Origin of the sequence: Ruminococcus sp. BSD2780120874_150323_B10 (genome assembly GCF_015553695.1) — a bacterium.
Lineage (GTDB): Bacteria > Bacillota > Clostridia > Oscillospirales > Acutalibacteraceae > Ruminococcoides > Ruminococcoides intestinale_A.
On record NZ_JADNHD010000006.1, the window covers coordinates 97048 to 119566 of the forward strand.

General features: G+C 40.4%; 24 protein-coding genes. 16 read left to right on the plus strand and 8 right to left on the minus strand.

The window, feature by feature from the left end; all coding sequences use genetic code 11:
- Positions 1 to 66: 66 nt before the first annotated feature.
- The 11 genes from I2E21_RS05535 (at position 67) to asnB (ending at position 10288) form a co-directional block, all read left to right on the plus strand.
- The gene (locus I2E21_RS05535) at positions 67 to 216 is read left to right on the plus strand and encodes a hypothetical protein (protein ID WP_022234004.1); all 150 of its coding nucleotides are present in this window, start codon (positions 67 to 69) and stop codon (positions 214 to 216) included.
- Positions 217 to 268: 52 nt separating this feature from the next.
- A complete protein-coding gene (locus tag I2E21_RS05540; RefSeq protein ID WP_195410672.1) occupies positions 269 to 550 on the plus strand; it encodes a hypothetical protein in 282 nt (93 codons plus the stop codon).
- 577 nt (positions 551 to 1127) lie between these two features.
- The gene (panB, locus tag I2E21_RS05545) at positions 1128 to 1967 is read left to right on the plus strand and encodes a 3-methyl-2-oxobutanoate hydroxymethyltransferase (RefSeq protein ID WP_195410673.1); all 840 of its coding nucleotides are present in this window, start codon (positions 1128 to 1130) and stop codon (positions 1965 to 1967) included.
- On the plus strand, positions 1967 to 2821 hold the full coding sequence (gene panC / locus I2E21_RS05550) for a pantoate--beta-alanine ligase (RefSeq protein WP_195410697.1): 855 nt from the start codon (positions 1967 to 1969) through the stop codon (positions 2819 to 2821). The genes panB and panC overlap by 1 nt, the downstream gene beginning before the upstream one ends.
- Before the next feature lie 26 nt (positions 2822 to 2847).
- A complete protein-coding gene (gene panD, locus I2E21_RS05555; protein ID WP_022234000.1) occupies positions 2848 to 3243 on the plus strand; it encodes an aspartate 1-decarboxylase in 396 nt (131 codons plus the stop codon).
- 1 nt (position 3244) lies between these two features.
- The gene (gene coaBC, locus I2E21_RS05560) at positions 3245 to 4435 is read left to right on the plus strand and encodes a bifunctional phosphopantothenoylcysteine decarboxylase/phosphopantothenate--cysteine ligase CoaBC (RefSeq protein ID WP_195410674.1); all 1191 of its coding nucleotides are present in this window, start codon (positions 3245 to 3247) and stop codon (positions 4433 to 4435) included.
- 36 nt (positions 4436 to 4471) lie between these two features.
- Positions 4472 to 5440, plus strand: a complete 969-nt coding sequence (locus tag I2E21_RS05565; RefSeq protein WP_195410675.1) for a biotin--[acetyl-CoA-carboxylase] ligase — start codon at positions 4472 to 4474, stop codon at positions 5438 to 5440.
- A 12-nt stretch (positions 5441 to 5452) separates the two neighbouring features.
- Positions 5453 to 6148 (plus strand): hypothetical protein, encoded by a 696-nt coding sequence (locus I2E21_RS05570; RefSeq protein ID WP_195410676.1) that lies wholly within the window; start codon positions 5453 to 5455, stop codon positions 6146 to 6148.
- Positions 6149 to 6170: 22 nt separating this feature from the next.
- A complete protein-coding gene (locus I2E21_RS05575; RefSeq protein WP_195410677.1) occupies positions 6171 to 7028 on the plus strand; it encodes an NAD(P)H-hydrate epimerase in 858 nt (285 codons plus the stop codon).
- A 79-nt stretch (positions 7029 to 7107) separates the two neighbouring features.
- Positions 7108 to 7524, plus strand: a complete 417-nt coding sequence (locus tag I2E21_RS05580; protein WP_195410678.1) for a hypothetical protein — start codon at positions 7108 to 7110, stop codon at positions 7522 to 7524.
- Positions 7525 to 7777: 253 nt separating this feature from the next.
- Positions 7778 to 10288, plus strand: coding sequence for an asparagine synthase (glutamine-hydrolyzing) (asnB, locus tag I2E21_RS05585; protein ID WP_195410679.1), 2511 nt, complete (start codon positions 7778 to 7780; stop codon positions 10286 to 10288).
- Between the two features lie 283 nt (positions 10289 to 10571).
- Here asnB and I2E21_RS05590 read toward each other — a convergent pair whose 3' ends face one another.
- Positions 10572 to 11465: a M14 family metallocarboxypeptidase gene (locus tag I2E21_RS05590; RefSeq protein WP_186935523.1), complete on the minus strand. Its 894-nt coding sequence runs from the start codon at positions 11463 to 11465 to the stop codon at positions 10572 to 10574.
- 54 nt (positions 11466 to 11519) lie between these two features.
- Between I2E21_RS05590 and I2E21_RS05595 the strand changes: the two genes are divergently transcribed.
- From I2E21_RS05595 to I2E21_RS05605, 3 genes are all read left to right on the plus strand, one after another.
- Positions 11520 to 12065, plus strand: coding sequence for an NUDIX hydrolase (locus tag I2E21_RS05595; RefSeq protein WP_022233944.1), 546 nt, complete (start codon positions 11520 to 11522; stop codon positions 12063 to 12065).
- Positions 12066 to 12102: 37 nt separating this feature from the next.
- A complete protein-coding gene (locus tag I2E21_RS05600) occupies positions 12103 to 13035 on the plus strand; it encodes a bifunctional riboflavin kinase/FAD synthetase (RefSeq protein WP_195410680.1) in 933 nt (310 codons plus the stop codon).
- A gap of 75 nt (positions 13036 to 13110) precedes the next feature.
- On the plus strand, positions 13111 to 13524 hold the full coding sequence (locus I2E21_RS05605; RefSeq protein WP_195410681.1) for a hypothetical protein: 414 nt from the start codon (positions 13111 to 13113) through the stop codon (positions 13522 to 13524).
- Between the two features lie 175 nt (positions 13525 to 13699).
- Here I2E21_RS05605 and I2E21_RS05610 read toward each other — a convergent pair whose 3' ends face one another.
- From I2E21_RS05610 to I2E21_RS05640, 7 genes are all read right to left on the minus strand, one after another.
- Positions 13700 to 14119: a potassium channel family protein gene (locus I2E21_RS05610; protein WP_195410682.1), complete on the minus strand. Its 420-nt coding sequence runs from the start codon at positions 14117 to 14119 to the stop codon at positions 13700 to 13702.
- A gap of 274 nt (positions 14120 to 14393) precedes the next feature.
- Positions 14394 to 15143: a CAP domain-containing protein gene (locus tag I2E21_RS05615; protein ID WP_195410683.1), complete on the minus strand. Its 750-nt coding sequence runs from the start codon at positions 15141 to 15143 to the stop codon at positions 14394 to 14396.
- A 16-nt stretch (positions 15144 to 15159) separates the two neighbouring features.
- Positions 15160 to 16605, minus strand: coding sequence for a nicotinate phosphoribosyltransferase (locus I2E21_RS05620; RefSeq protein WP_195410684.1), 1446 nt, complete (start codon positions 16603 to 16605; stop codon positions 15160 to 15162).
- A gap of 47 nt (positions 16606 to 16652) precedes the next feature.
- Positions 16653 to 18344 (minus strand): hypothetical protein, encoded by a 1692-nt coding sequence (locus I2E21_RS05625; protein ID WP_195410685.1) that lies wholly within the window; start codon positions 18342 to 18344, stop codon positions 16653 to 16655.
- Positions 18337 to 19059: an ABC transporter ATP-binding protein gene (locus tag I2E21_RS05630; protein WP_022234065.1), complete on the minus strand. Its 723-nt coding sequence runs from the start codon at positions 19057 to 19059 to the stop codon at positions 18337 to 18339. The genes I2E21_RS05625 and I2E21_RS05630 overlap by 8 nt, the downstream gene beginning before the upstream one ends.
- A gap of 224 nt (positions 19060 to 19283) precedes the next feature.
- A complete protein-coding gene (locus tag I2E21_RS05635) occupies positions 19284 to 19550 on the minus strand; it encodes a hypothetical protein (RefSeq protein ID WP_022234066.1) in 267 nt (88 codons plus the stop codon).
- Positions 19551 to 19585: 35 nt separating this feature from the next.
- Positions 19586 to 20608: a sugar-transfer associated ATP-grasp domain-containing protein gene (locus I2E21_RS05640; protein WP_195410686.1), complete on the minus strand. Its 1023-nt coding sequence runs from the start codon at positions 20606 to 20608 to the stop codon at positions 19586 to 19588.
- Between the two features lie 282 nt (positions 20609 to 20890).
- Here I2E21_RS05640 and hrcA point away from each other — a divergent pair, with 282 nt between their 5' ends.
- Positions 20891 to 21919 (plus strand): heat-inducible transcriptional repressor HrcA, encoded by a 1029-nt coding sequence (gene hrcA, locus I2E21_RS05645; protein WP_186935516.1) that lies wholly within the window; start codon positions 20891 to 20893, stop codon positions 21917 to 21919.
- Positions 21920 to 21938: 19 nt separating this feature from the next.
- On the plus strand, positions 21939 to 22487 hold the full coding sequence (grpE, locus tag I2E21_RS05650) for a nucleotide exchange factor GrpE (RefSeq protein ID WP_022234069.1): 549 nt from the start codon (positions 21939 to 21941) through the stop codon (positions 22485 to 22487).
- Positions 22488 to 22519 lie beyond the last annotated feature (32 nt).

Genomic DNA, 22519 nt, shown 5'->3' on the forward strand with positions numbered 1-22519 from the left:
AGAATATATTTAGATAATACGCATATAATATTGCCGTTAATTTAACATAATCGGGAGGAATAACATATGAAAAAGAAACATTTTTGGCTCATAATCAGCATTATTTCGGCGGTTGCCGTAGCTTCTGCTGCACTTACAGCTTTCTTCATTGTTAAAGATAAGCAGAAGAAAGACGATGAAGAGCTTATGGAGTACCTCGACAGCTCTATTGAATAAAATTCTTAAAGGTCATCCGCTTGGGTGACCTTGTTTGTTACGGAGTGATTTTGTGATACAACACGAGCTTGACAGACTTTTAAAAGAAGCTAAGGGCAATAAAGAGTTGAAAGAAAAATTAATTGCCACAAAAAATGCGGAAGATCCCGTATACGAATTTTGCTCGCTTTGTCAAAGTCTTGGCTATGATATAAAGATAGGCGAACTGTTTGCCTGCGGTCAGGATATGAACGATTCAAAGTTAAGAAGCGTGAACGGCGGCGGAGTAAACGGAATTGACGGTTGGGACGATACCTACGAGCAATTTTTCATTACTCTCGAATGGTGCAAATAAAAAAGCAGGGATTGTGCCCTGCTTTTGTTATTGATTTTAACTTATAAGTGCTGTATAATAAAAGTGTAAAGAAACGGCTTTAGCTGTTTCGCTAAAACGATTTAGTTATTTTTTAATAACCGCCTTGTACTTGCACTACAGGGCGGTTATTTCTTTCTTATGTTCTTTATGATTTCATTTACTGCTGTCAAAGCAATAGCAAATGCAATTAAGTATGTAATACTCTCGACCATAAAATATAACACCCATTTTCACAAGGGAGCTGAAACAGCCGCCACCGTTTCTTTACATTTGACATTATAACAAATTTTTTAAAGCTGTTCACCGAAAAATTTTGTTACACACCGTTGCTTGCAAAATGATAATAATATTGCAATTTTTCGCCATATGTGGTACTATAAATGATGGATAGTATTCGCTTTGAAACTGTACCACTTTAAATTTTTACTATTATCCGTTCGCCTGTATCCGCTCGGAACAGGACTATACGGAAAGCGGTACGGGATTTACTTAGTTTTTGTAAATCCTTTTATTTCTTTTTAGCGGTATGTTCAAATACTTTTAAGGAGAATTACCAATGAAAAAAACTGTAACAACATTTGCCAAAGCTAAGCAGTCGGGAGAAAAGCTTACAATGCTTACCGCCTACGATTATTCAACTGCAAAGCTTATGGATGAGTCCGGTGTAGATGCTATTTTGGTCGGCGATTCACTGGGTAATGTAATTTTAGGATATGACAGCACGGTTGCCGTTACTATGGAAGATATGATTCATCACGGTGCGGCGGTTGCAAGAGGCGCAAAAGAGGCAATGGTAGTTGTGGATATGCCGTTTATGTCATACCAGACCTCTGTTTATGACGCACTTGTAAATGCGGGCAGACTTATGAAAGAGGCTAACGCAGGCGCAGTAAAACTTGAGGGCGGCGAAAGTGTTTGCGAGGCAATCAAAGCTATTACACAGGCAGGTATTCCTGTTATGGCACATCTCGGACTTACTCCGCAGTCTGTAAATGCTTTCGGCGGATTTAAAGTTCAGTGCAAGGACGAGCTTTCCGCTAAAAAACTTGTAAAAGACGCTCTTGCCGTACAAGAGGCAGGCGCTTTTGCGGTTGTGCTTGAGTGCGTTCCCGCAAAACTTGCGGAATATGTTACAAGTATTCTTGATATTCCGACTATCGGTATCGGTGCAGGCGCAGGTTGTGACGGTCAGGTGCTTGTATATCAGGATATGCTCGGAATGTTCAGCGACTATACACCAAAATTTGTTAAGAAATATGCAGATGCCGGTACATTTATGCGACAGGCATTTACCGATTATATAAACGAAACCAAGTCTGGTGCTTTCCCAAGTGAAGAGCATTGCTTTAAGATAGATAAAGATGTGATGGAAAAGGTTATGGAGGAAGAAAAATGATTAAGCGTACAGGTTCTGTTGCGGAAGTAAGACAGCAGGTTAAAGAATGGAAAAAGCAGGGACTTACAGTAGGTCTTGTGCCGACAATGGGATATCTTCATGAGGGTCACAAGAGCCTTATTGACAGAGCGGTAAAAGAAAATGACAGAGTAGTTGTAAGCATTTTTGTAAATCCTATTCAGTTTGCTCCGAACGAGGATTTGGAAAGCTACCCGAGAGATATTGAAAAGGATACCGAGCTTTGCACAAATGCAGGCGCAAGCCTTATTTTTAATCCGACACCCGAGGAAATGTATCCGAACGGATTTTCAACAAATGTTGTAATGAATAATCTTACAAAGGAGCTTTGCGGCAAAACAAGACCTACCCATTTTGGCGGCGTTTGCACAGTTGTAAGCAAACTCTTTAATATTGTTGCTCCTGACAGAGCGTATTTTGGCGAGAAAGACGCTCAACAGCTTGCTATTATTAAGAGAATGGTAGCTGACCTTAATTTTGATATTGAAATCAAGGGTTGCCCTATCGTTCGTGAGGCAGACGGCCTTGCAAAAAGTTCAAGAAACACTTATCTTTCAGCCGAAGAAAGACAGGCGGCACTTGTGCTTAGCAAGAGTATTGCACTCGGCAAAAAGATGGTTGAGGACGGCGAGCGTAACGCTCAAACCGTAATTGACGCTATGAAAAAGTGCATTTCGGCAGAACCGCTTGCAAAGATTGATTATGTAAGCGCAGTTGACGCATTGAGCATTACACCGATTGAAACATACAGCGGTTATGTGCTTACCGCAATCGCCGTTTATATCGGCAAGACAAGACTTATTGACAACTTTATTGTTGACATCGACACACTGTAAGCGTGTTTTCAGAAAGGGAGAGGGTTATGACAGTTACAATGCTTAAAAGTAAAATTCACCGTGCAACTGTTACTCAGGCAGAGCTTGATTATGTAGGCTCAATCACCATTGACGAGGCATTAATGAAAGCGTCGGGCATAATGGAGTACGAAAAAGTACAGATTGCCGATGTAAACAACGGTCAGCGTTTTGAAACCTATGTTATTGCAGGTGAGGAAGGCTCGGGTGTTATCTGTCTTAACGGCGCAGCGGCAAGATGTGTGCAAAAGGGCGACAAGGTAATTATTATGAGCTATGCTCAAATTGACAATACAAAGGCTTTAGAGCACAAGCCAAAGGTTGTGTTTGTCGATGACGACAACCGCATTACAAGAATTACATCATACGAAAAACACGGTCTTTTAAAGGATATGGAGGACTGAAATGTTTAAAGGCAAGAACATAATTCTTGGTGTGACAAGCAGCATTGCCGCTTACAAATCGGCAAATGTTGCAAGCGCACTTGTTAAAAAAGGTTGTAATGTCAATGTGCTTATGACTGAAAATGCAACAAATTTTATTAATCCTCTAACCTTTGAGGAGCTTACAAAGCACAAATGCATTATTGATACTTTTGACAGAAATGTTCAGTATAATGTTGCGCATATTTCTCTTGCTGTAAGTGCTGACGCATTTATAATTGCGCCTGCATCCGCAAATGTTATCGGCAAAATAGCAAACGGAATTGCAGACGATATGCTTACTACCACTGTTATGGCATGCAAGTGCCCTGTTATTATTTCGCCTGCCATGAATACAAATATGTACGAAAATCCAATTGTTCAAGACAATCTTGCAAAACTTGAACGATTCGGATATATTATAGTTCCGCCTGCCGAGGGCAGACTTGCCTGCGGCGCAATCGGTAAGGGCAAAATGCCCGATGAGCAGGTATTGCTCGACTATCTTGAAAGAGCATTGTCGGATAAACAGGATTTCAAAGGAAAAAGGGTGCTTGTTACCGCAGGCCCTACTCAAGAGAGTATCGACCCTGTTCGCTATATTACAAATCATTCTTCGGGCAAAATGGGTTATGCCGTTGCAAGACAGGCCATGCTTAGAGGTGCGGAGGTTACTCTTGTGTCGGGCAAGGTGAATTTACCGCCTGTTCCTTTTGTAAAAATGATATATATAACCACTGCAGAAGATATGTACAATGCGGTCACTGCGGAATTTGAAAATACCGATATTGTTATAAAGGCAGCGGCGGTAGCTGATTTCAGACCAAAGCGGATTGCAGATGATAAGCTGAAAAAAGCAGACGGAATGGACAGCATAGAGCTTGAACCGACAAAAGACATATTAAAAGAACTCGGAAAAAATAAAAAGAATAGGTTTATTTGCGGATTTTCGATGGAAACCAAAAATATGACCGAAAATTCAAGAAAAAAACTTGAAAATAAAAACCTTGATATGATAGTTTGCAACAACTTAAAGGTTGAAGGTGCAGGCTTTCAGGGTGACACGAATGTTGTTACCGTTATAGACAAAACGAATATAACAGAACTTGGTATAATGTCCAAAACAGAGGTTGCGGACAAAATCCTTGACAGAATCGCAGAAATTAATAAATAATAATTTAAAATAAGATTTTCAGATTGGATGATTTTTATGCATGAGAAAATAGTTGAACTTCTCTCTCAAACAGAAGATTATATTTCCGGACAAGAGCTTTCGACACAGCTCGGAGTTTCCCGTCAGGCCGTATGGAAAGCCATAAACACTCTCAAATCACAGGGATATGTTTTTGACTCGATTACACGCAAAGGCTACAAGCTGGTTGCGTATCCGGAGCATCTTAACAAATATGCGGTAAAATCACATCTGAATACAAATCTTATCGGTAAAAATCTTATTGTTCTGGATTCGGTAACATCTACAAACGATTATTTAAAAACTCTCGGTGCAGAGGGCTGCGAAAGCGGAACTTTGGTTGCGGCAAGAGAACAGACAAAAGGCAAGGGCAGACTCGGCAGAGTATGGCAGACAAAGAAAGATTACGGAATTGCATTTTCTTTTCTGCTCCGCCCCGACCTTGCGCCCAATGAAATTACAGGTATCACACCGCTTGCGGGTCTTGCGGTGTGCAAGGCAATAAGGGATTATACAGGCATTGACTGCAAAATCAAGTGGCCTAACGATATTATCACCGGACATAAAAAACTTGTGGGCATACTTACCGAACTAAGCGCTGAATTTTCTGCGGTTGAATACACAATTACGGGTATAGGCATAAATGTTGAGCATACGCAGTTTCCGCAGGAAATTGCGCACAAAGCTACATCAATATTCCTTGAAACAGGCAAGCATATCGACCGCAACGAGTTTTTGGCGGTTGTTATCGAATATCTTGAAAGAGAACTTTTGACTAATGATTTACGACTTACCGAAAAGGCTCTCAAAGAATACACTTCGCTCTGTGCAACTATCGGCAGAAATGTCAGCTTTTTCAGAAATTCACAGCAGCTGAACGGAGTAGCTGAAAAAATTGACAATAACGGCGAGTTGGTCGTAAAACTTGAGGACGGTACTCTGCACACAGTAAATTCCGGAGAAGTAACGGTTCAGGGTATCTATTAATTGGAGGAAGAAATGCCGATATACAAAATAGCCGACCTTAATATTGAGATAAACCCAAAATATGAAAAAACAAGCAAACAGCTTGCAGCTTATATCACAGATGAAAAGACGGCTGACTTTTGTGTTGAGGCAGAGCAAAGCGAGATTGACAGATTGGTTGCCGACGGCGGAATTGATTACCTTAGCGAAAGCTGTATAATCAATACCTTGGTTTGCAGAGAAATTCTTGACAACTATGACGGACTTTTCTTTCACAGTTCAGCTTTAATGTTCGACTGCAAAGCATATATCTTTTCTGCGCCGAGCGGAACGGGAAAATCCACACACACTGCACTTTGGCAAAGACATTTTGGCGGCAGGGTGCAGATGATTAACGATGACAAACCTATAATCAGAAAAAAAGGCGGAGTTTTTTATGTTTACGGAACTCCGTGGATGGGCAAGTCAAATATCGGAGCAAATATTTCTGCGCCGCTCGGAGCGGTGTTCCTGCTTGAGCGTGACAGAGTAAATTATGCCGAAAAGGTAAGTGCGGGAAAAGTTTTTCCGAAACTGCTTGAGGCAACTTTAATTTCCAAAAAACAAGACAGAATGAGCAAAATTCTTGAATTGTACGACGAGATTTTCTCGGCTGTCGATTTGTATTCATTGCATTGCACAATAAGTGACGATGCGGTTACGGCGGCGTACGACGCAATTTGTAAATAACGCTTATCGAAAGGAAATTACTATGGATTTTGAAAAAGTAGTATCTGTTAAAAATATGAGAGAAAGTGACGCACGCACAATTGCGGAGCGTACCCCTTCGGCAGAGCTTATGATGAGAGCGGCACAGGGTATTTTTGATAAAGTGAAGTTTGCGGGAAAAACCTGCGTTGTATGCGGCAAGGGCAACAACGGCGGCGACGGTTATGCGCTTGCGTGTATTCTTGCAAGACATTCTATGGCTTGTACAATTGTGAGAGCTGTTGAAGGCTTTTCAAAAGACGGACTTTATTATTATCAACTTGCAAAATCACTGGGCGTTAATGAAATATCACTTTATGATGCAGGCAATTTTGAGGGATACGACATTGTTGTGGACTGCCTGCTCGGTACAGGATTTTCGGGCAAGGTTGAGGGTGAAATTGCACAGGCAATCACTCAAATAAATATGACTCCTGCGTATGTTGTAAGCGCCGACATTAACAGCGGCATTAACGGCGACACAGGTTACGGCGAACTTGCGGTAAATTCAGACATCACAGTGTCTATCGGCAGTCTTAAGACGGGACTTTTCCTGAATGACGCACCGTATTATATTGATTCGCTTACAAATGCCGACATTGGCATTGAACTTTTGCTTGACGAGTACAAGCTGATAGATTACGATAATCTGGAACTTTTTGAGGGATATAATTCGGAGGTATATACAACCGAAGAATTTATGGAGAAGTTTAATTATTCTCCCGAAACCTGCAACATTACCGAAATCGTAGCAGAGATGAGCGTTAAGAACAAGAAAACAATTGTTGTAAAGACAGAACATTCGGCGGTTATTGCAGATGTAAAATATGTGTATTTCTGCGCCGATTATATAAGAAATTAATAATGCCTTTATTTTGGCTTTTGTATATTGCAAAACATAAAAGCGTATGATAAAATAGCTTTTGAAAGGGATTGATGTTATGCGAAATTTAATGCAGAAATTTGCAGTTTTTATGCAGGGCAGATACGGTACAGATAAGCTTAACAACTGCCTTTTTGTGCTGTTTCTTGTGCTATGGTTTGTAAATATCTTTGTGTTTGCACCGATACCGACGCTGATTATCGACGCCTTTGAAATTGCGATAATTGTTATTACCGTGTTTCGTTCGCTTTCACGCAATATCTCCAAAAGAAGTGCGGAAAACCGAGCTTTTATGCCTGTTTACAATGCCGTTGCAGGTTGGTTTAAGCTGACTTATAAAAAAATCCGTGACCGCAAAGAATACCGTTACTTAAAGTGCCCTATCTGCAAGGCACAGCTTAGAGTACGAAATGTAAAAGGTAAACACAGAGTTCACTGCCCTAAATGCGGAAGTGAATTTGATAAGAAAATATAACCGATAAAAAGCCGCTTGTTCAGAGCGGCTTTTTTGTTTGTACTGCTTTTGTCAAAAATTGGGGTGATTTATTGATATTACTAAACATTTTAAACAGAACCGTTTTTATATAGATTTTCCTATATTTCTTTTTGGCAAATAAGCGTATTATATGAGTTCTTACTGTTGAATTTAGCAATTAATTATGATACAATAATCTATATATGCAATTACAAAATTTTGTTTTGACAGATTACCGAAAGGGGTTTTATATATGTGCGGTATTTGTGGCTTTACAGGCGAAGTTATCGACAGAGATAAGGTCATTAAAAATATGACCGATGTCATCACTCACAGAGGACCTGACTCCGACGGTGTGTTTATGGACGATCACATCGCAATGGGTTTTCGCCGACTTTCAATTATTGACCTTGACGCAGGTCATCAGCCGATTTATAACGAGGATAAAACACTTGTTCTCACTTTTAACGGAGAAATTTATAACTACAGAGAGTTAAGAAAAGTTCTTATTGAAAAGGGACATAAATTCTATACAGACACCGACAGCGAAGTGCTTATTCACGGCTTTGAGGAGTGGAGAGAGGATCTCCTCTTAAAGCTCAGAGGAATGTTCGGCTTTGCTATTTATAATACAAAGGATAAGTCCGTTTTTGTTGCCCGTGACTTCTTTGGCATTAAGCCGATGCACTACACAATGATTGACGGCGAATTTGTTTATGCGAGTGAAATCAAGAGTATTCTTGAGCACCCTAAGTTTGTTAAGAGGTTTAACAAGAGAGCACTCGATACCTACCTTTCATATCAGTACGCTGTTCCGCCCGAAACTTTCTTTGAGGGTGTATTCTGCCTTATGCCGGGTCACTACCTTTGGTACAAAGACGGCGAAGTGGAAACTACACGCTATTGGGAGGCTCGTTTTAATCCCAATGAAGAGCTTACCGAGGAAGAGGCTGTCAACTCAATTGAAAAGGTATTTGAAAATTCGGTAAATGCCCACAAAATCGCTGATGTTGAGGTTGGTTGTTTCCTTTCAAGCGGTGTTGACTCAAGCTATGTTTCAACATATTTTGCAGACCAGAAAACCTTTACGGTAGGCTTTGATTTTGGTGAGCATTACAACGAAATCAGTTGGGCAAAGGGCCTTAGTGAGAAAATCGGTGTTGAGCATCATACACACCTTATTTCAAGCGAAGAATTCTGGGACGCAGTTCCTACCGTGCAGTATCATATGGACCAGCCGCTTGCCGACCCGTCTTGTATTGCGCTTTACTTTGTATCAAGACTTGCAAGCGAGTATGTAAAGGTTGTACTTTCGGGTGAGGGCGCAGACGAATTGTTCGGCGGCTATACTTGCTACAATGAGCCGAGAGTATTTAAAATTTATCAGACAATCGTTCCGCATTGTATCAGAAAAGCAATCAGAGCCGTATGTAAAAAACTCCCTGACATCAAGGGCAGAGATTACCTTATCAGAGCGACAGACCCGCTTGAGGAGCGCTATATCGGTAATGCCTTTATGTATGATTATGCAGAAAAGAGAGAACTTTTAAAAGACCCTAACATTGCAAGCCGTCCGCAGGATTATGCAAAGAAATATTACTACCGTTGCCGCAGATATGACGATGTTACAAAGATGCAGTATCTTGACATCAATATGTGGATGGTAGGCGATATTCTTTTAAAAGCCGACAGAATGAGTATGGCAAACTCTCTTGAGCTTAGAGTTCCGTTCCTTGATAAAGAAGTATTCAAGGTTGCGTCCACCCTTCCTACAAGGCTTCGTTGCAACCGTCACAATACTAAGTACGCTATGCGTAAGGCTGCCGTTCGCCATATGCCGGAGGCTACAGCCGAAAAAGAAAAACTCGGTTTCCCTGTTCCTACAAGAGTATGGCTCAGAGATGAGAAGTATTATAATGTTGTAAAGAAAAAGTTTAAGGGCAAAACTGCCGAGAAATTCTTTAATACAGATATTCTCATTCGTTGGCTTGACGAGCATTTCAGCAACAAAGAGGATAACAGCCGTAAGGTATGGACAATCTATGTATTCCTTGTATGGTATGATATTTACTTTAACGAGGACAACGAAAAGGTAGAAAAGCCTGTAAATCACCTTGACGAATTAAGAGCAATTGCCGAGGCAAGACAGGAAAAAAAGCTTAACGAGTTTGGCGAGGCTATTATGACGGAGGCTGAAAAGCTTGACAAAGATTATGACGCACCAAACTTTGGCATAGATAAATCGGCACAAAAGGCTGAAAAGGCGCAGACAGCGGAAAAAGAACCCGTAAAGGCGGAAAAAGCCGAAAACGAGGCAGAACCTGTTAAAGAAGATGCCGTTGAAGAAGTTAAGGCGGAAAATCAGCCGGAAGAGGTTAAAGCCGAAGAAGTTAAGACGGAAAATCAGCCGCAAGAGGTTAAAGCCGAAGAAGTTAAGGCTGAAAATGAAGAGCCTGCAGAAGAGGTAAAGTCCGAGGAAGAAAAATTCGAGGACGAGCCTGTAATTGAAGATGAACCGCAGGAGCAAGAGCCTGCACAGGTTGAAGAAACACCAAAGGAAGAGGAATATGTAAATATTTCAAATCCGGAGGACAAAGAGGTTTATGAAGAGCCAAAGAAACCGAGAACTCCGCAGGAGGAGCTTGAAATGGCTATTGAGGGCATTGAAAAGCGCTCAAAATATCTTGATGAACCGAATGTAATTTCAGACGAGGCAATTGACGAAATCGTAAAGTCAATTAAGTTCTTTGATGACGAGGACTGATTAAAAACCGTATAAAATATAACTGCCCGACACCACTAAGCGGTTGTCGGGCAGATGATTATAACCACAGAATAAAATATTTTTCAGTTGGAAAATTAGGATTAGTAAGTCGGCTTTTTATCAAAAGGCGGAGTGAATTATTGTTTAGCGCACGGTTAAGATTAAAAGATTTTAGAATTCAGGTCAAGCCTTTGAAAAGTTTGACCGAACTTTTATAATTTTTGCAAAACTCTCTGCTGAATTCTGATTAATTTACTGACATAAAAACTCAAAAACAGAAAAATTATACAATAACTCCGAGGCAGAGCATATTCAGCATAATTTTGTATTCGGGTTCAAAATCGGAGAGTGGCAAGGGGTTTTTGCCTTTTCCCATTTCTATGGTGAGAGCCGGACGGCGGAATTTTTCAATAAACCAATCTTTAAAGCCGCCGCCTGTCGCAATATCCTCGGGTACGGAGATATTGTAACCGCTTGCTTGGGAGAGTACGGACGCAAGCCGAAAACTCATAACGGGAGTGTGCTTGCCGAACGAGCAGTAAATCTCTCTGCCCTGACTGTGAAAAGCAATGGCACGGTCAAAGTTGTTGCGTTTGCACAGGTTTGTGAGCGCCTTGGTTTCGGGCTCGCTTTCGGGAGCGTTGCCGCCGAAACGGGTGGCGGACGGAGCTTTTATGTTCATACTCAGTTCACGGTTTTTAAGCTCGTTCCAACCTGCGTTGAAGTTGTGGTTAATGTCCACACCCCTTGCGTTTGCCTGCCAGACTTTGTTTTCTTTAGAGGCTTTTTCCACAAGAGCTTTGTATTTGAGAGCGGCATCCGAGCCGTGAATTGCGATTTCAACTCCGTCGGGATTTACGCAAGGCACAATCGTAAGTCCTTTTTCACGGAGAAAATCTCGGATTTTATAGCGACCGACAACGGAATCGTTTTCCATTGCATCGGCGCATTGTTCAAAAAATTTGAGAACCGCCGTAACGGTAAGATATTCGGAACCGTGAAAGCCTGCGCAGTAAAGCACGCAGTTTTTTGTGTTGCCGATGTGCAAAACATCAATACATCTGCCGCATACGCTTTTGCCTGCGAATGAATGATGAACAAAACTGTATTTTTCGCAGATGTCGTTAATAATTTTTCTTCTGGTTTGGTAGTCGGGCATTACATTGTAGTCTGTCATAAAAATTTCCTTTCTGTTTTTTTCCTTAAATTAAAATTCAAATGAGGTATAGGTATGAAACTTTTTGAAAAAACCATAAACAGCACTTCTGTTTTTGACGGCAGAATTTTGCATATTACCCTTGACGATGTTGAACTTGAGGACGGTAAAAAGTCTAAAAGGGAAGTTGTAAATCACCCCGGCGGAGTTACCGTAGCCGCCCTTGACAACGACAACAACCTGCTTTTTGTAAGACAATTTCGTTATCCGTACAAAGAGGTTGTGCTTGAGCTTCCTGCAGGCAAGCTCGAAAAAGGCTCAACTCCGCTTGAAAACGGCAAGCGTGAATTGCTTGAAGAAACAGGCGCACAGGGATATTCTTATACTTCACTCGGTCAGCTATATCCGTCACCCGGCTACACCAACGAGATAATTCATCTTTATGTATGCAGAATAAAGAGCGAGGGTGAAAGCAAGCCTGACGAGGGCGAATTTTTGGATGTCGAGAAAATTCCGCTCGACAAGGCGGTTGAAATGGTGCTCAACAATCAGTTGCCGGACGCAAAAACTCAAGTAGCCGTGCTGAAAACGGCAATGCTGCTTAAAAGCGGAAAAATTTAACTTGCAGATGCTCTGCAATTAAGGTATGAATAAATATATGCAAACTTTTTTTGAATTATTACCCGAAAAACAAAATACATCAGCGGCACTCGGCTTTTTTGACGGCTTGCACATCGGTCACCGCAAGGTTATCGGCGAGGCGGTAAGGGGCAGTGAAAACGGACTTGTGCCGATTTGCTTTACCTTTGCACAAAGTCCGAAAAGTGTGCTTAAAAATCAACCGCAAGAGGCGTTGATGAGCGTTGAAGATAAAAAAACAGTGCTGTCCGAAATCGGAATACAGCACCTGTATATGTGCGATTTCAAGTCGGTTGTTGATGTTGCGCCACGAAAATTTGTGGAAGATATGTTAATAAAAACTCTGAAAGCAAAAAAACTTTGCTGCGGTTTTAATTACACTTTCGGTAAAAACGGCGAGGGAAATACCGAGCTGCTCGCCGAAATTTGCAAGGAAAACGGAATTGAACTGCAGGTTTTGCCGCCTGTTGAAGAAAAAGAGGGAGTAGTTTCGTCAACGCTTATCCGTGAACTTATTAAGGACGGAAATGTGCGCAGGGCAAACGAACTTTTAGGTTCATATTTCGGATTCGGCGGAGAGGTTGTACACGGTCAGCACTTGGGCAGAGAACTCGGAACACCGACTCTTAATCAGTCTTTGCACGAAGAGCTTGTTGTGCCGAAGTTTGGCGTGTATGCATCGTGCGTTACTCTTGATGACGGCAGGAAATTCTGCGGCGTTACAAATATAGGAGTAAAACCGACAGTAGGCAATTTTGCCCCGCTTTGCGAAACCTGGATGCCCGACTACAGTGGAGAAGAGTTGTACGGCAAGACGGTAGATGTGCGGCTTATAGATTTTATAAGAGGCGAAAAGAAATTTTCTTCGCTTGATGAATTGAAAAAAGCTATCTTTGACAATGCAAAGACAGCCGAGAAAATGTTTGACGAAAAAATAAAATACAACAGTTAATAATGGTATAACATTAAAATATATTTAATTAAATATAAAACCTTAAAAACGAATACTTAGTAACGGAGGTGCAGTATGGCAACTTATGTCACAAAAAAATGTCCACATTGTGGGTATGCTTATCAATTCATGCAGGGAGGTGATCAACGAAAATATGGTTGCCCTTATAAAATCTGTGAAAGATGCAATAACCCTTATTGGGATACTGATATAAAAGAACCAGCGTTATATGGATATGAAAATTTGCATGAAACAATGGAAAGTGTTAGCCAAGGTTGCACACTTTTTATATGTATTCCTTTCGGCATAATTGCATTATTTGGTGGTATATATCTTTTACTAAATGCAGAAATAATTGGTATTTTTTTACTTGCGCTTGGAGGAATTAATACTTACATAATTTGTTCATATTTAAAAAGAAAAAAGATGAAATTACTAATAGAGATGAAATTATTAAAACACAACAAAAGGAATATGATGAATCAATGAAACGTCTACAAGATATAAATTACCTTTCAAGATTAGCGAAAGTTGATTCACTTGCTAAAAAATTATTGGAAGAACGAAAAAACGGTGAATTAGAGCATTACGCTAAACGTCCACAATAATTGTACTGATAGAAAGAGGCTGTCGCAAAATTGCTGCAGCCTCTTTGAACTAACTTTTATTTCCTATTAAACTTTTTTACCTTTTCCGAAAGGCTTTGTAAATCCTCTTTTGAAAGTTCAGGCAGATGTTCGAGATCGTCAAGAAATTTTGCTATACTTTCCTGTTCCTTTAGCTTTGTACTCTCAATATAATAGCTTGTAATAATTCCCGGTACTACCGCTATTATCAGTATGGAACATATCGACAGGAAAATCGACATTGCCCTGCCGAGTATCGTAATGGCGGTTATGTCGCCAAAACCTATGGTCGTGGCTACGCTGAAACAGTACCATACACTGTCAATCGGAGTTTTTATGTTCGGCTCAACTATCCATACACCAATGCTTACACCTGCAAATATTATTATGTATGTTGTCAAAAACTTAAGTGCTCCTGTCCGTTTAAGTATAATTTTTATCAGCCGAGTTTTTTTCATATCTTCACCGCCTGCCTTTTATAACAAAATTATATCAATTCTGCGTATAACAGTCAATATTTTTAGCAAAATTAAACAGTCAAATTTTTTGTCAGAGCTTTTGCATCGATTTTCACAAAACAGGTGAAAAATTATTATGCAAAGAAAACACCGTCAGCGCAAAGTGTTGACGGTGTTAAAAAGCCTATTTTCTTGTTTGTTTTCATAATTGAAAGGTTTTCGCTATTGTGTTTAAGCTGCCAAACAGCAAGCCGGTTGGCTATCGGAGTTTGCGTTAGCCTTTAATAAACAACTGTTCCCAATAATATCTGTACGGAGCATTTTGGTCAACATAACACGAAACACCGATTTTGTTATATTCGCTGTTCATTATGTTTGCTCTGTGCGACGGAGAATTCATCCATTCTTTTACTACAGCTTCGGGTGTGTTCTGTCCTGCGGCAATGTTTTCGGCTGCCGAAGTGTACGAAACATTATTCTGCTTTAAAACCATAGACCAGCTTGTGCCGTCAGGGCGCTGGTGTGAAAACAGAGTTGCTGTTTCTTTTGAACGAATGTTTGAAAGGTTTGTAAGAGTTGTGTCTTTTGTGAGGGGAGAAAGTCCCTCTTTTGCCCGTGCCGCATTTACAAGTTCAATTACCTTATCGGCAAATTCTTTATTATAGCTTGCAGATCCGCTCGGCTGTGTGGTCGGCTGCGGTTGTGAAGTCGGTTGTACGGTGGTCGGCTGTGTTGCAGGCTGTGTCGGAGTTTCTCCTCCCGAAATGAGCATTTGAGCCGAGGTTACATCCTGAACATCAATTTTGCCGTCATTGTTATAGTCGGCAATTTTTTTCTGATTGTCTGTCAGTTCTCCGTCACCTGCTATTTTTATCTGCAAGTATGTAACATCCTGCACATCAAATCTGCCGTCATCGTTTAAGTCGTATTTTTGCGTATCAAGTGCTGATGCCGAAACAATTGCAGTTGCCGCTACTGCTGTGGCGGTAAGTGTTACGGCGATAATTTGTTTTAAATTTTTCATATGAACTCCTGCGATTTTAACTCTGATAGATATTTAAAAGAATGTTTTTGATGTCCCAAAGCTTTTTCGAGAGGTCAACATAGTAGTTGTGCGGGTTCTCAAATCGCTTTACCTCGTCCCAAAGAAGTCCGATTTGGTCTTTGCAGTATTTTGCAATATCTTCAATCTTTGGCGATTCATACACGCACTCGCCGTCCTTAAATATCGGTACAAGTAATTCTTTTGCGGTAAAGTCTGTGAGAGTTTTTGCTTTCCATGTTGCATTCTGGTCGAAAATGGTGTGTGGTTTTGAGAAATCCATTACTTCGTCGTACACGCAAAGTTCGTCGGCAAGAGCCTTGCCGCTCTCGTTGTCATAATAACGGTAAAGCTTTTTGAAATGAGGATTTGTGATTTTTGTTGTGTTCTCGCTGACTTTGATTTTCGGGATAATTTCGCCGCTTGTGGGTTCTTCAACGGCAACAAGTTTATATACACCGCCGAATACAGGCGAACTTGACGAAGTTATAAGTCTTTCGCCAACTCCGAAAACATCGACCTGTGCACCCTGCATCATAAGGTCACGGATAAGGTACTCATCGAGTGAGTTTGACGCAACAATTTTGCAGTTTTCAAGTCCTGCCTCGTCAAGCATTTTTCTTGCTTTTTTAGAAAGGTAAGAAATATCGCCCGAATCAAGACGAATTGCAAATTTGTTAATGCCCTTTGGAACAAGCACTTCTTTAAATACTCTTATTGCGTTCGGAACGCCGCTTTTAAGCGTGTTGTAAGTATCGACAAGAAGCGTCGGGTTCTCAGGATAAAGCTCGCAGTAGGTGCGGAATGCTGTATATTCGTTGTCGAACATCTGAATCCAGGAATGAGCCATTGTGCCGCCTGCGGGTACGCCGTAAAGTGCGTCTGTAAGTGTGCAGGCTGTACCGGCACAACCGCCTATGTATGCGGCTCTTGCACCGTCAACGGCACCTGTTGCGCCCTGTGCACGGCGAGAACCAAACTCAAGAACCGTTCTGCCCTGTGCGGCACGAACAATTCTGTTTGCCTTTGTTGCAATGAGAGTCTGATGATTGATTGTAAGAAGTAAAAATGTTTCGATAAGCTGTGCCTCTATGGCAGGAGCTTTTACCGTAATAATCGGTTCGTTAGGGAAGATAGGAGTTCCCTCGGGAATAGCGTAAATATCACCTGTGAATTTGAAATTTGAAAGATATTTTAAAAATTCTTCGTCAAAAATTCTTTTTTCTCTAAGATACTCAATATCGGTTTCGGAGAAGTGGAGATTTTTGATGTAGTCAATTACCTGCTCAAGACCTGCCGCAATGGCAAAACCGCCGTTGTCGGGCACTTTGCGAAAGAAAAGGTCGAAGTAAACAGTCTTTTTGTAAAAGCCGTTTTTAAAATAGCCGTTTGACATTGTAAGCTCGTAAAAATCGCAGAGCATGGAATAGTTAGTTTCTGTCATTATAAATCACCTTAATAAAATTTGATTTGCATTGTGTTTCTAATCTATCAGCTTTCGGTTTGTTCAAGATTTTTTACACCCTTGCTAAGGCAAAGCCTTTGTGCAAAAACCGCAAGCACATACATAACAATAACAAGTCCAAGGTTAATTATAACAGGTTCAACACCAAAAATCCATAGCAATACAAGAGAAATTGCACAAATAGCGGCGGTAATTGCTATAATTATGGCTGCATTGATTACGGTATTGTAGTTACCTCGCAAAGCGTTGATTTCATCGTCCCATACAAGTTTAGGGTTTATTGTGTCCAAGAATATACCGAGGTAGGTTACAAAAACAACGCAGATAAGGCTTAAAAGAATATGTATAAGCGGAATTACGATGAATACAAACGGGTTAAAGCTGTCTGCGAGAATTGCGCAGTAAATATTAAATGCAATTACATAGAGCACCATAACAGAGCCGCTGATGATTATACTTGTAAGTGCTTTTGCATTCAGTTGAACTCTTAATGTAACGGGAATATAGCGCATAAATTGGAAGTGCTTGCCCTCTCTTGAAATTGCGGAAGAAGCGATACTGTTAATTGCCGTGACAAGGGCGGAAATTACAACAGCCGCTACGGTAATTACAGTAATACTTTTTTGATCTCCCGCAAGGTACGGTGTAAGTGTGCCCGACAAAAAGTTTGTACTGCCCTGCAAAATCATAATAACAGCCATAAAAACAGGCCACAAAAGGTTAATGGCTATGCAGTCCATAAAGAAAGGCGGAGTTCTGAAAAGGATAAGAAATTCTTTTTTCAAATAACTTGCAAAAACTCCTTTTTGGGTTGATTTTTCAACAGCCTGACTTGCAATGCTTTTACTGCGTTTGGATTTTGTGGTATTGATGTCCGACACACCTTTGATATACATTTTTGACGCAAGGAAAAGGAAGACTGCAACGAAAATTACATTTGCAAGCAAGTATAAAAGCAGTTGATATACGGATTCGCTTGAGATAGAATCCATCATAAGCGGAATGTGCGGAAAAATAAAGTTCATAACATTTAAAAATCCGTTGTCTGCGCTTGCAAGCGAAGTAACGATTGCGTCGGGATTAAATCCGCTGATGCTTACGAGAGCAACCAATGCGCCGACTATAAGCACGGCAGTGCCGATACCTGTAATTTTATTGAGGAAATCACGGTTTTTTACCGAGTGGGTAAAGTACATAAATATAACGGCAATAATTCCGCAGTAAGCAAGAGGAATAATGGGAACGGTAAGTATGCCGATTATTGAAGTTATAACACCTGTCAGCGAAAATCCCTTTGCCGACATAAAGCCTACGCAAGCGCCGAGAATAAGGATAAATTCCATTATGTTTTCCGAAAGCAGGGAATAAGCAAACTTTGCGCTTACGATTTCTCTCGGCTTTAACGGAAGAGGAATGAGATTTTCAATATCGTTTGAAAAATAAAATATATTGATAATTACATTAATTCCGAATACTACGGAAAGGATAGAAATAATATGTAAAATTACTTCCGCACCCTGTGTTGCTCCGCCGTATGTCATTACGCCGAGTGTTAGGGCATAGGTGATTATTCCTACAAGCGCACCTGCCGGTATCATAATAAGAAGCACAACCGCCGTACCCATAATTGTATAAAAATGTTTGGAACGCTTTTTTTCTGCGGAGGTTAGCTCGGTTGTTTTTATAAAGGTTTTTAATAAATTAAAAAAATTACTCATTTTCAGTCAGCTCCAAAAAGATTTGTTCAAGTGATTTGCCTGTGTTCTGACTACAAAGATTATCGAGAGTGCCGTCATAAAGCGATTTGCCCTTTTTAATTATGATAACCTTGTCGCAGAGTTTTTCGGCAACTTCAAGTATGTGGGTGGAGAAAAATACGCAGTTACCCGCATCTGCGTGTTCACGCATCATAGCTTTCAGTTCAAAAGCACTCTTAGGGTCAAGACCGATGAGCGGTTCGTCAAGAATCCATACATCGGGATTGTGCACAAGTGCGGCGGCAACCATAATTTTCTGACGCATACCGTGCGAGTAGCTTAGCATAGGTGCGTTTAAGCTGTCGGTAAGTCCGAATCTGTCGCAAACTTCGGTAAATCTCTTTTTGCGCACATCTGACGGAACTTTGTAGATGTCACCGATGAAATTGAGAAACTCAATTCCTTTGAGCCTTAAGAACATATCGGGACTGTCGGCAATGTAACCGATACTTTTCTTTGCCTCAAGCGGTTCTTTTTTTATGTCGTGACCGTTGATACTTATTTCACCGCTGTCACTTGAGAGAATACCTGTAAGCATTTTGATTGTGGTGGTTTTGCCCGAACCGTTCGGTCCGATAAATCCTACAATTTCGCCTTTATTTACAGTAAAAGACAGATCGTCTACTGCTTTTAAAGTGTTGTTAAATACTTTTGTAACATTATTGAATTTTATCATAATATCAGTCCTTTGTATGAATGTATTTATATAAATATTATAAAATCAGATATAGTCGCTGTCAATTATTTTTACATTGTTTTTAAAATTTGTTCTGATGCGACATATTTTGAAAAGCTTTTTGTATATGCAAAGTTTGACAACAACAATAACCCCTCCGACAACGCATATTAACAGCGTTGCCGGAGGGGTTATGCTTTTAAGCCTGTAATTGATTTAAAATTTTATTTCTTATTCTTTTTTAGTTTACCGATTACATAAATCAGTACAAAGCCGAGCAGGAAAGCACCTACTACACATTTAAACACAATTCCGAGCACACCGTCAAACATTGCAATTCCCGAAAAACTGTTCATAGCGTACCATACAGTCATAAAGCTGAAAAAACCCCCGATGATGTAGCACAAAGAACCGAGCTTTTTTGCCGATACGAACATATACAGAGCGATTATTGCCCATAATATAAAGTAAAAGGATTTTATGGTTTCCATTTGTTGATCTCCTATAAATCTAATGTATTAATGATTTAAAGTTTAAGGTCGGGAATATACTGCTTTATAATTGAAATTAATCCGACCTTTGGAGTATCTTCGTCGGGTAACTGTGGAAAGTCATATGCCGCATAGTCATTGCCCTCGATAATCGCAGGTCCGTTCTCCGAAATGCATACATCCCAACCGCAATACTTAAATTCGGGTTCTTCCAGTGCCGCATTTTTAACAAGCTCCTTGACCTCTTCGCAGTAAGGAATTTTAAAACCTTTAAATTTTATTCCCGAATACGGGTGTTCGTATGCAATTTCCATATCGGAAGTATGTCCCGGCCCTGTTACCGTACCTGTATCGAGGTCAAAGTGACAGGCAAAACCGCCGTTTTCAAGATTATCTACAAATTTACCGTTATTTCCTGTTTTAAACACCGCATACAAAATATTCGGCTTGCCGTCTACCACAAGTGTGGCAATTCTTAAGCAGTTAATTGAGTGAGGATAAATTTTTGAAACATCGGGGTGTTGTTTTATTGCCTCTTCAAGTACACCGAATTCGTTTTCTTTGTCAAAAACATAATTATAAAATTCTTCGTCACTCTTAAAGTCTGCTTTAACAAGTTTTTCAATGCCTTTGCCGCATTCGCCGAAAGCAGGCTTTGCAATGAAAACATCCCAAGGCTTAATAAATTCGCTGAATTGCTCCAAAGTAATCTTTTCCTCAATTACAAGTACCCGTCTGCCAAGATATTTTGCAAATCTGGTATCAAATAATCTTTTATCGTTAAATATTTCGGCACTTGTAAGATCGTTCTGCATTAACATAAAACGCTTGTTTTTAAAGCGTGTCATATACGTTTTGCGTTGGTCTGCAGTCATATTGTAGTATTCAAACAGAACATAGTCATTATATCCCGCTCTGTATTTTAAAAAGCAACCTACCATATCAAAGAAAATGCCGGCTTTGTTTTTGCCGGATTTTGTGTGAACGGTATTTATTGCGCCGGAAAGTTTGCTGAATGTTGCGCCGGAGCAAACTCTGAAAAAGTAACCGATTCTCATAATAACCTCTTTTGTATCTTAGTTGTATCAAAAATTACGGCTAATTTAAGCCATTTTGTGTAGTTAAGGGTGTATTTGTCAATATAACTTCCATTATAGTATATTTTGCGCTGAAATGTCAATAATGGTGACGGATTTGTGAAAAGTTTTTGAAAAGTAAAATTTTTCTGATAAAACTCTTGACTTTTGCTGACTTTAAGATTATAGTATAAGCATAAGAGTTAGCACTCACACACAGAGAGTGCTAAAACAACAAAAAACGCAGGCAGAGAGGTGATACCTATGGAGCTTGCGGAAAGAAAGCAAAAAATTCTTTCGGCTGTTGTTGAAAACTTTATAAAGACAGGTGAGCCTGTAGGTTCAAAAACTCTGATAGACGAAACGGATTTAAAAGTTTCATCGGCTACGGTAAGAAATGATATGGCAGACCTCACACAAAAGGGTTATCTTGTTCAGCCGCATACATCGGCAGGCAGAATACCTACTCAGCAGGGCTACAGATACTATGTTGACAATCTTATGAAGATTGTGGCGGTGTCACAGCGGGGCAGAGAACTTGTGGAGGATAAACTTTACAGAAATGCCGAATCACCCGAAAATATTTTAAAATCGGCGGCAGATCTTCTTTCGGAGCTGACAGGACTTACCGCAGTTGCCACAACACCGAATTCCGCAGAAAGCAGGATTCACAAAATCAGCTTTGTGCAGACGGGTTCGCACACGGCAATGACTGTTGTAATTGCCTCAAACGGCATTATAAAAAATCAGCTTTTCAGATGCGAATTTATAATCACTCCCGAAATCCTTGAAGTGTTTGACAAAGCACTTAACGAATTGTTTGACGGAGTAAGGCTTTCTTCGATAAATCGTCCGTTTATACAGACGGCAGCGGCAAGATTTGGCGAGTTATCGCTCTTTATGCCAAGTGTGCTTACGGCGATAAAAGATGCGGCAGACAAGGCAAACGAAGTCGGAATCTTTTTGAGCGGTCAGACAAAGCCGTTGTTTATGCAGAATGTAAATTTTCTTGCGGCAAGAAATGTAATTGAACTTCTTTCAAGAAAAGGAGATCTTGCAGGTGTTCTTACAAGCCTGCCGATAGGTACTTCGGTAAGTATAGGTACAGAAAACAGCCGTATAGAACTTGCGTACAGCTCGGTAATTTCTTCAAGCTACAGCGTAAAAGATACACCGTCCGGTACGCTTGCCGTAATAGCTCCTATACGAACGGATTACGGCAGAGTGATTTCGATTATAGAATGTATAAGCGAATGTGTAAGTAAAATAATAAGCGAGCTTATAGAGCATTAATATAGAAAGGAAAGGTAATATGTCAAAGAAAAAAGAAGTGACAAAAGACGAAGCTGTTGTAAACGAGAATACATCCGAACAGACAGCTGAAGCGGTTACGGAAGAGATTGATGAAACCGCCAAAAAAATAGCTGAACTTGAGGAGGAGCTCAACTCACAGAAAGACAAATATCTTCGCCTTTGTGCCGAGTATGACAACTACCGCAAGCGTACAGCAAACGAAAAGCTTTCTATTTATGATGACGCAACAGCAAAGGCGGTTACAGAGCTTTTGCCTGTAGCAGACAGTATTCAGATGGCTATTACAAATTTAAAAGATTGTGACCCCGAAATTTTAAAGGGCATTGAGCTTATTTCAAATCAGCTTGCAAAGTCGCTTGAAAAGCTCAAGGTTGAGCCTTTCGGTGCGCAGGGTGAGGAGTTTAATCCGGAAATTCACAACGCAATCTCAAAGATTGACGATGAGAATTTTGAAAAGAACTGTATTTCACAGGTGTTCCAGACAGGTTACAAAATCGGCGATAAAATTATTCGTCATGCAATGGTTCAGGTTGCAAATTGCGACTAAGACCTTTATATAAATAAATCAGTATAAAAGTA